The 8,483-nt window shown below is 73.2% G+C and carries 8 protein-coding genes; 3 read left to right on the top strand and 5 right to left on the bottom strand.

The window, feature by feature from the left end; all coding sequences use genetic code 11:
- From CCR87_RS05985 to hflX, 3 genes are all read left to right on the top strand, one after another.
- The coding region (locus CCR87_RS05985; RefSeq protein ID WP_274609751.1) for a potassium transporter TrkG at positions 1 to 770 on the top strand (770 nt) is incomplete at its 5' end.
- Positions 771 to 945: 175 nt separating this feature from the next.
- On the top strand, positions 946 to 1,179 hold the full coding sequence (gene hfq, locus CCR87_RS05980; RefSeq protein ID WP_201156647.1) for an RNA chaperone Hfq: 234 nt from the start codon (positions 946 to 948) through the stop codon (positions 1,177 to 1,179).
- A gap of 21 nt (positions 1,180 to 1,200) precedes the next feature.
- The gene (hflX, locus tag CCR87_RS05975) at positions 1,201 to 2,496 is read left to right on the top strand and encodes a GTPase HflX (protein WP_201156646.1); all 1,296 of its coding nucleotides are present in this window, start codon (positions 1,201 to 1,203) and stop codon (positions 2,494 to 2,496) included.
- 160 nt (positions 2,497 to 2,656) lie between these two features.
- Here the strand turns inward: hflX and CCR87_RS05970 are convergent, their stop codons facing one another.
- The 5 genes from CCR87_RS05970 to CCR87_RS05950 form a co-directional block, all read right to left on the bottom strand.
- Positions 2,657 to 3,664, bottom strand: coding sequence for an LLM class flavin-dependent oxidoreductase (locus tag CCR87_RS05970; protein WP_201156645.1), 1,008 nt, complete (start codon positions 3,662 to 3,664; stop codon positions 2,657 to 2,659).
- Between the two features lie 125 nt (positions 3,665 to 3,789).
- Positions 3,790 to 4,470, bottom strand: a complete 681-nt coding sequence (locus CCR87_RS05965) for an RraA family protein (RefSeq protein ID WP_201156644.1) — start codon at positions 4,468 to 4,470, stop codon at positions 3,790 to 3,792.
- Between the two features lie 13 nt (positions 4,471 to 4,483).
- Entirely contained in the window at positions 4,484 to 5,677 is a 1,194-nt protein-coding gene (locus tag CCR87_RS05960; protein ID WP_201156643.1) for an aminotransferase-like domain-containing protein, read from the bottom strand.
- A 290-nt stretch (positions 5,678 to 5,967) separates the two neighbouring features.
- The gene (locus CCR87_RS05955; RefSeq protein WP_242511883.1) at positions 5,968 to 7,056 is read right to left on the bottom strand and encodes a TAXI family TRAP transporter solute-binding subunit; all 1,089 of its coding nucleotides are present in this window, start codon (positions 7,054 to 7,056) and stop codon (positions 5,968 to 5,970) included.
- 12 nt (positions 7,057 to 7,068) lie between these two features.
- Positions 7,069 to 8,483: coiled-coil domain-containing protein (locus CCR87_RS05950; protein WP_201156642.1), on the bottom strand; the 1,415-nt coding region annotated here is incomplete at its 5' end.

The raw sequence follows: 8,483 nt of genomic DNA, 5'->3' as shown, positions 1-8,483 counted from the left end.
TCCTGGTGTTCCTGGTGTTCGCCGTGACCCGCCGCGCGCTGCCGGGCGCGGTGCTGCCGGACCGCGCGCGCGCCTTTCACCGCGACGAGGAATTGCGCATCGCGGTCTTCGTCGTGCTGGCGCTGGCGCTGGTGCTGACGGCGCGGCACTGGCTGGCGGCGGTGGGCGAGGGCGAGGCCGAGGGGCTGCGCACCGCGCTGCGCGCCTTCTGGGCGCGGCTGTTCACGCTGGGCTCGTTCCTGAGCACCGCCGGCTATGTCTCGGCCGACTGGGCGGAGGCGTTCGAGTGGTCCGGCCTCGGGCCGCCCGCGCTGCTGCTGGCGGGGCTGGCGATGATCGGCGGCGGGGTGGCCACCACCGCCGGGGGGATCAAGCTGCTGCGGGTGCTCGCGCTCTATCGCCAGGGCCGCCACGAGGTGGAGCGGCTGCTGGACCCCGCGTTGGTGGCGGGTGGCGGCGCGCGCGCGCGGCATCTGCGCAGCGACGGGGCCTATCTCGCGTGGGTGGCGTTCATGCTGTTCGTGCTGTCGCTGTGCGCGGGCATCGCGGCGCTGGCGCTGGCGGGGCTGCGGTTCGAGCCGGCGCTGCTGCTGACGATCTCGGCGCTGTCGACGACGGGGCCGCTGGCGATCACGGCGGGGGCTGCGGATTTCGAATGGGCCGGGCTGGGCACCGGGCCGCGCGCGATCCTGGGCGTTGTGATGGTGCTGGGGCGGCTGGAGCTGCTGGCGATCGTGGCGCTGCTGGTGCCCGAAAGCTGGCGGCGTTGACACCGCCATCCACGCAATCCCCCCATGCGCGTCCCGGGGCGTACCGAATTCGGACTGGAAACTTCGCCCTGCCCACACCATAGTCGGTCCGGCACAGGGAGGACGGCGCATCCGCCGGGCGATCTTACGCGCCCTGTGGGGACCGGAAATAAGAAAGCAAACGAGGCGTGTGTCGATGGCATCGGACAAACAGAACCTGCAAGATGTATTCCTTAACCATGTCCGCAAGAACAAGACCCCTGTGACGGTGTTCCTCATCAACGGGGTGAAGTTGCAGGGGGTAATCACCTGGTTCGACAACTTCTGCGTGCTGCTGCGCCGCGATGGCCAGAGCCAGCTTGTCTACAAGCACGCCATCTCGACCATCATGCCCGGCCAGCCGATCAGCCTCTATGAATCCGAGGCCTGATCTCTGCCGGGGGTCCCGGCCATGATCGAGGTCGATGAACTGGACGGCGCCGGCGGGCGGCGGCGCACCCGCGCCATGGTCCTTCATCCCGACATCCGCTCCAACCCCCACCGCCGCCCGGCCGGTCCCGCGCTGGAGGAGGCGGTGGCGCTCGCGGCCGCGCTGCCCGGTCTTGATGTCGTCGGCGCCGAGGTGGTGGGCCTGCCCAAGGCGCAGCCGGGCCGGTTGTTCGGCAAGGGCAAGCTGGAGGAGCTGCGCTTGCGCATGGAGGAGGCCGAGGTCGAGCTGGTCCTGATCGACGGCCCCGTCACGCCCGTGCAGCAGCGCAACCTGGAACGCGACTGGAAGGTCAAGCTTCTGGACCGTACCGGCCTGATCCTGGAGATCTTTGCCGACCGCGCCCGCACCCGTGAGGGGGTGCTGCAGGTGGAGCTTGCGGCGCTCAGCTACCAGCGCACGCGGCTGGTGCGCGCCTGGACCCACCTGGAGCGGCAGCGCGGCGGCCTTGGATTCGTCGGCGGTCCCGGCGAGACGCAGATCGAGGCCGACCGTCGCGCGCTGGACACCCAGATCCTGGGCCTGCGCAGGCAGCTCGAAAAGGTCACCCGCACCCGCGCGCTTCACCGCGCGGCGCGCGCGCGCGTGCCCTATCCGGTGGTGGCGCTGGTGGGCTACACCAACGCGGGCAAGTCCACGCTGTTCAACCGCCTGACCGGGGCCGAGGTGCTGGCCAAGGACATGCTGTTCGCCACGCTGGACCCGACCATGCGGGTGGTGCGGCTGCCGGGCGGGGGGGATGCGATCCTGTCGGACACGGTGGGCTTCATCTCGGACCTGCCGCCGCAGTTGGTGGCGGCCTTCCGCGCCACCCTGGAGGAGGTGCTGGAGGCCGACGTCATCGTGCATGTGCGCGACATCGCCCACCCCGAGACCGAGGCCCAGGCCGAGGATGTGCGCACGATCCTGGCCAGCCTGGGCGTGACCGACGCGGTGCCGGTGGTGGAGCTGTGGAACAAGGCCGACCTGCTGGACGATGACGCGCGCGCGGCTCTGGAGGTGCAGGCGGCGCGGCGCGGGGATGTGGCGGTGGCGTCCGCGCTGACGGGGACGGGGCTTCAGGCGTTCTCCGACCGCATCGCCGAGGCGCTGGGCGAGGAGCGCCTGCGCGCCGAACTGCATGTGCCCTTTGCCGAGGGCCGCAGGCGCGCCTGGCTGCATGCGGCGGGCGTGGTCGAGGCCGAGCGCGAGGATGAGGACGGCCACCACCTGAGCGTCCGCTGGACCCCGCGCCAGGCGATGCGCTTCCGCGATCTCTGACCCATCGGCCTAGGGCCGCGCAGGGCCGGCATGGCCCGCAGGATCCGCCCCGAAGGGCGCCACGGCAGCGGACCGGACCCGGCGGATCGGTCCCGGCGGCTGGCATCCCGGGGGCCAGCCGCGGGGGGCGGCGGCTGGGAGCATGGCGCCGGATTGGCGCTCAGGCGGCGATGGGGTCCCGGCACAGGTCGCCCAGCACCTCGGCCGCGATCTCGAAGGAGCGCAGGCGCGCGGCGTGGTCGTAAATCATCCCGGTCACCATCACCTCGTCCGGTCGCACGGCCTGCGTGATGGCCCCGAGGCGGGCGCGCACCGTCGCGGCCGACCCCGTGGCCGAGCACGCCAGCGCCTGTGTGACCTGGGCCATCACGGGGGCGGGGATCTCCCGGCCCGGATCGTCGGTCGGAGGCGGCAGCTTGCCGGGCCGCCCGGCGCGCAGCCGCGCAAAGGCCAGCAGTTGAGACGACCGCAGATACGCCGCCTCGTCATCGGTGTCGGCCGCGCACACCCCGATGGCGATCATCACATGCGGCCGGTGCAGCCGCTCCGAGGGGCGAAAGCCACGGCGATAGACCTCCAGCGCCTGCTCCAGCAGGGCCGGTGCAAAGTGCGCGGCAAAGGCATAGGGCAGCCCCAGATGCGCCGCCAGCTGCGCGCCATACAGGCTGGAGCCGAGGATCCACACCGGCACATGGGTGCCCGACCCGGGGATGGCGCGCACCGGGCCCGTGTCGGTGGTGTCGTCGAGGTAGCCGATCATCTCCTGCACATCCGCGGGAAAGCTGTCTGCGGGCGTCATCCGGCGGCGCAGCGCGCGCGCCGTGGCCATGTCGGTGCCGGGTGCGCGCCCCAGCCCCAGATCGATGCGCCCGGGGTAAAGCGTGGCCAGCGTGCCGAATTGCTCGGCTACCATAAGCGGCGCGTGGTTGGGCAGCATGATGCCCCCCGCGCCGATGCGCATGGTGCGCGTGGCGGCCGCGACATGGCCGATCACGACCGCCGTGGCGGCGCTGGCGATGCCGGGCATGTTGTGATGCTCGGCCAGCCAGTAGCGGTGATAGCCGAACCCCTCGGCGGCGCGGGCCAGATCGGCGGTCGCGGCCAGCGCGTCGGCGGCCGTCCGACCCTCCGGGATGGGTGACAGATCAAGAAGCGAGAAGTGCTGCATGGCGGACCTCCGGACGGGTGCAGGCTGACCCCTGCGCCCCGTCCGGTCAAGCGCCGTCACCGCCCGGGCGCGCGGCGGCCGTGACGACCAGCGCTGGCCGGGGGTCAGTGGTCAGCGGGCGGTGGTCAGCGGTCGGGGGTCGGGGGCGCCACGCCAAAGACCTCGGCCGCGGTGGCGCCCGCGGCGAGCGCGGCGATCCAGCCGGCCTCGCGCGCGAGCTTGGCTTCGGCGTCATGGATGCGGCCCCGCACGACCGCGGGCGACAGCGCAACCACGCCGTCGTCGTCGCCGATCACCAGATCGCCCGGCGCCACCGCGCAGCCGCCCACCACAACCGGCCCGTTGATCACGCCGCGATCCGTGCCGACCGGGCCGCGCGGGGTGATCCACCGCGCGAACACCGCAAAGTCGTCCCACCCCCCGAGGGTCCCGGTGTCCCGCACCGCGCCGTCGCACACCAGCCCCGCCACACCGCGCGCGCGCAGGTGGCCCGACAGGATATCGCCGATCATCGCCGTGTCGCGGTGGCCGGCGGCGTCGATCACCAGCACCTGTCCCGCCGCGATCACATCGAGCGCATGCAGAACCGCGCCGAAGTCCGGCGGTTCGCACCGCACCGTCAGCGCCTGTCCGAACAACCGCGGCTGCCGGCCTGCGGGGCGCAGCGGCCGGATCGCGGGGTCGATCTGGCCCGCGTCGCGGCCCAGGTCCACCGCGATCGAGACCGGGATCGGCGCCCAGCGGGCGATCTCGGCCGCCGCGAGGGGCGGTGTCGCGGGCGGCGGGGTGTGCAGGGTGACAGGCATGGCGACCTTTCGCTCAGGGGAACCGGTGGGCGTGCAGGGCCCGCCCGAGGGCCGCGATCCCGGTGTGGATGTCGGCCTCGGACCGGGCGGAGAAGTTGAACCGCGCGTGGTTGGGCCGCGGGCTCTGGGGAAAGAAGCTCGCACCCGGCACATAGGCCACGCGCGCCTGCGGCAGGGCCACGTCGCGCATGAAGGCGGTGGCGTCGAAGCCCGGCGCAAAGGTGGCCCAGGTGAACAGCCCGCCCTCGGGCTCGGTGACGTGGATGTCCTGCGGGAAATGCCGACGGATGGCCACCAGCATGGCGTCGCGCTTGCGGGCATAGGCGGCGCGCAGGCCTGCCACATGGCTCATCAGGTCGTGGCGGTCCAGAAACAGGCTGGCGGCGGTCATGTTCAGGGTCGATGTCTGGGTATCCGCCGCGACCTTCAGCAGCCCCATCCGCGCCAGCAGCGCCGGGGCCGCCACCGCCCAGCCGATGCGCAGCGCCGGCACCAGCACCTTGGACAGGCTGCCGAGGTGGATGACGCGCCCTTCGGTATCGAGCGACTTCAGTGTCGGCAGGGGGGCGCCCGAAAACCGGATGTGACGATAGGGGGTGTCCTCCAGCACGATCAGGTCGTGGCGGTTGGCCAGCGCGATCAGCGCGTGGCGGCGCGCCAGCGACAGCGTCACCCCGGTCGGGTTCTGGAAGTCCGGCACGGTGTAGATCATCCGCGCGCGCGGCGTCCGTGCCAGCACCTCGGCCAGCCGGTCGGTCTGCATCCCTTCGGCGTCCATCGGTACGACGGCATACGCGGGCTGGCTGGCCTCGAACGCGATCAGCGCGCCCAGAAAGGTCGGGTCTTCGGTCACGATCACGTCGCCCGGATCGACCAGCATCCGCGCCGCGAGGTCGAGGCCCTGCTGCGCCCCCTGCAGGATCAGCACATCGTCGCCGGTGCAGGGCGTGCCGTCCGCGGTCATCAGCGCGGCGATCTGCATGCGCAGCCGCGGCAGCCCGTCCGAGGGCGCGTACTGCAATGCCGCCCCGCCGGGCGTCCGGATGGCGTCGCGAAAGACCGCCTCCAGCCGGTCGGTGGGAAACAGCGCCGCATCGGGATAGCCGCCGCCGAACGAGATGATCGACGGCTCCGCCCCGAGGGCGAGCAACTCTCCGATCGCCGAGGGCCGGACCCCCGCCATGCGCTGCGCAAACTCCGGGGTCATCGGGGCCCTGTTCCGATCCGTTCCGGTGCCAGATGACACCCCCCGCGTCGCCGTTGCAACCCGTCACGCGCCCCGTTCCACCCTGCGGCGCCGTCCGCGCTGTCGCTGCACGCCCGGGATCATCGGGGGCCGCGGCCCGGGCGCCTTGCCCGGTGCGGGCGGCGGGGCACAGGTGCCGGGCGGCGCCGGTCCGCATGGTGGCGCCCCGGACGGTCATGCAGGCGGCCACGCTGGCGGCCATGCAGGCGGCCATGGGGATCGGCCCGACGCGAACGGCCCGGGGTGCTGCGTCAGCAGCCCACGGCCTCGCAGATGCGGCGGCGATAGGCGCGGTTGGCCTCGCTCTCGGCGGTTCCGGGTGGGACGGTGGCCGAGGTCGGCGCGCCGGGATCGTCGCAGCGCAGCGCGCGCCCGGGGGTCAGCCCGGCCAGCACGCAGCCGGCCACGTCCCAGCCCGGCGGAAGATCCGACAGATCGACCTGTCGCCACTTGGGATGGCCGCTCTCCTGCAACGCCTGGAACCGGGTGCTGATGACCTGCGCGATATCGGCCACCGCCCGGCAGCTTTCCCGGTGATAGGCGTTGCGCCGGGGGTTGAATTCATAGGTCATCAGCACCGCCTTGACCGCCACCACATCCACCGCGTCGGCCTGGAACGGATAGGTCCCCGCCGCAATCGACGTCGGCCGATAGACCGCCTGCAGCGTGGGGTCGGTGATCGGCAGCAGGTGAAACCGCGCGGGGTCGATCCGGGGCGACCCGAAGATCGCGGCCGGCGCCCCTGCGACATAGAAGAACGCGTCGATCCGGTCGTCCAGCAGAAGTTGCAACGAGGTGTCGGCGCTCTCCAGCACGCGCGTGCCCGGCACCACCTGCGCAAGGTCGAGCACCAGCGACGCCGTCAGGAAGGTGCCGCTGTCCTCGACCCCGATCGACACCCGCCGGTCGGCCAGATCCCGCAGCGATCCGATGTCGCGCCGGGCAAGGACGTGGACCTCCTCGTCATGGAGGGGGAAGGCGATGCGCACGCCGGCGACGGCGCGGGCCAGATCGGACTCCTCGGCGGCGAAGGTGTCGAGGTACTCCAGCACATCCGATTGCACGATGCCGAACTGGGTCTGCGGACGCATCCGCACGCCCAGGAAATTCTCCAGCGATCCCGCGCTTTCGCGCACGTTCAGCGTGATCCCGCACGACGCCGCGGCGTCGGCGATGTCGCGCCCCATCTGGATGTAGGTGCCGGTGGGACCCCCGGTCAGGATGTTGCGCTCCAGCGTCTGCGCGCCCAGCGGTGCCGCCAGCCCCGCCATGCCCAGCAGCGCCATGCAGGCCCCCGCAAGCGCGCCGCGCCGCCCCCTCGTCATGCAGTGTCGTGCCATGGCAACAGCCCCTCAACACGGTCCAAGAACCCTGACCAGCGCAACCAGCGTCTGGCGATTGATCGTCCCGATACTGTCGCGCAGCGCATCGGTCACGCAGGCGCCGCCGATCAGCGCCGCCGTCAGCCGTCGCAGCGCGTCGGTGTCCTCTGCCGGCAGCCCCGGCGCGGCGCGCAGCGCCTCGGCCACGACCGCCGGGGGGCGCGGGGTGGGCGCGGCGGCCGTCCCGGCTGCGGCCTGCGGGTCCGGCCGCCGCCCGGCGACCGGGGGGTGCAGGCCCGCGCGGTCCCGCTCCAGCTGCGCGACCTCGGCCGCCAGCGCCGTCCGCCGGTGCTCCAGCTCCGCCAGATCGTCCTGCGCCGCGGCGATCTGTCCGGTCAGCGCCTCGGCCTGCGTCACCATCTCTGCCGTCGCCGCGCGCCGGGCGGCGGCCTCGCGGCTGGCCTCCGACAGCGCGGCCAGCGCCTCGGACATTTCGGCGCGCAGATCCGTCAGCCCGGCGGCCTGCTCGGCCCGGATCGTGGTGACGCTGTCCTGTAGCGTCGACAGCGTGGTCCGCAGGGTTGCGACCTGCGCCTCCAGGTCCGCGCGCCGGGTGCGCAGGTCCGCCAGGCGGGTGTCCTCGTCCGCGATCCGGGCCTGAAGGGCCGCGAGCGTGGCCTCCTGCTCGGCCTGCTGTGCCTCGCGCCGCGCCATCGCCGCGCCGGCCGCCTCGCCCTCGGCTATGGCGGCGCGCAGGGTCTCCATCTCGGCCAGCAGCGCGTCGTGCCTTGCCTCGGCCCTGCGCAGCGCGCGGTCTGCGGTGTCGCGCCGTGCCGTCAGGTCCTCCAGGTCGGCCTGCACCCCGGCGCGCTGCGCCACCACCTGTGCGAGGTCCTGCGCCTGGGCCGCCAGATCGGCGGCCTCGGTGCGCAGCCCGTCCAGCGTGGCGCGCGCCGCCGCCGTGTCCTGCGCCAGCGCCGCAAGGGTCGCCTGCGCCGCGTGCGCCTGATCGAGGTCCCGCACCTGGCGCGCGCGGGCGTCCTCGGCCTCGGCGCGCAGGGCATCGATGTCGGGCCGAAGCGCCTGCGCGGTCTGTTGCAACTGCGCGATGTCGGCTTCCAGCGCGGCCATCTCGGCCCGTGCGGCCTCCAGTGCCGCGGGATCGGGGGCGGTGGCCAGGCTGGCCGCGATCTGCGCCTCGGTGCGGGCCTGTTCCTCCTGCAGATCGGCCAGCCGTACGAGGGCGGCGGTCTCGGCCTGCCGGAACTCGTCGATGCGGGTCGACAGTGCCTCACGCTCGGCGCGGAGCTGCGCCAGCGCCTCGGCCTCGGCCTCGCGCGCGGCGGTGAGCGCCGCGAGGTCGGCCTCCAGCCCGGCGATCGCTGCGTGCAGGTCCGCCGCGGCTCCGTCAGGGGGGCGATCGCCCGCATGCCCCCCGCCCCCGT

Origin of the sequence: Rhodobaculum claviforme, from assembly GCF_016653255.1 — a bacterium.
GTDB lineage: Bacteria > Pseudomonadota > Alphaproteobacteria > Rhodobacterales > Rhodobacteraceae > Rhodobaculum > Rhodobaculum claviforme.
This window is presented reverse-complemented; position numbering and strand designations above follow the sequence as displayed.

Excerpts from the sequence above, each read along its gene's own strand:
- CCR87_RS05970 (WP_201156645.1), bottom strand. The coding sequence starts at position 3,664 with ATGCAGCACTTCTCGCTTCTTGATCTGTCACCCATCCCGGAGGGTCGG.
- hfq (WP_201156647.1), top strand. The coding sequence starts at position 946 with ATGGCATCGGACAAACAGAACCTGCAAGATGTATTCCTTAACCATGTC.
- CCR87_RS05965 (WP_201156644.1), bottom strand. The coding sequence starts at position 4,470 with ATGCCTGTCACCCTGCACACCCCGCCGCCCGCGACACCGCCCCTCGCG.
- CCR87_RS05955 (WP_242511883.1), bottom strand. The coding sequence starts at position 7,056 with ATGGCACGACACTGCATGACGAGGGGGCGGCGCGGCGCGCTTGCGGGG.
- CCR87_RS05960 (WP_201156643.1), bottom strand. The coding sequence starts at position 5,677 with ATGACCCCGGAGTTTGCGCAGCGCATGGCGGGGGTCCGGCCCTCGGCG.
- hflX (WP_201156646.1), top strand. The coding sequence starts at position 1,201 with ATGATCGAGGTCGATGAACTGGACGGCGCCGGCGGGCGGCGGCGCACC.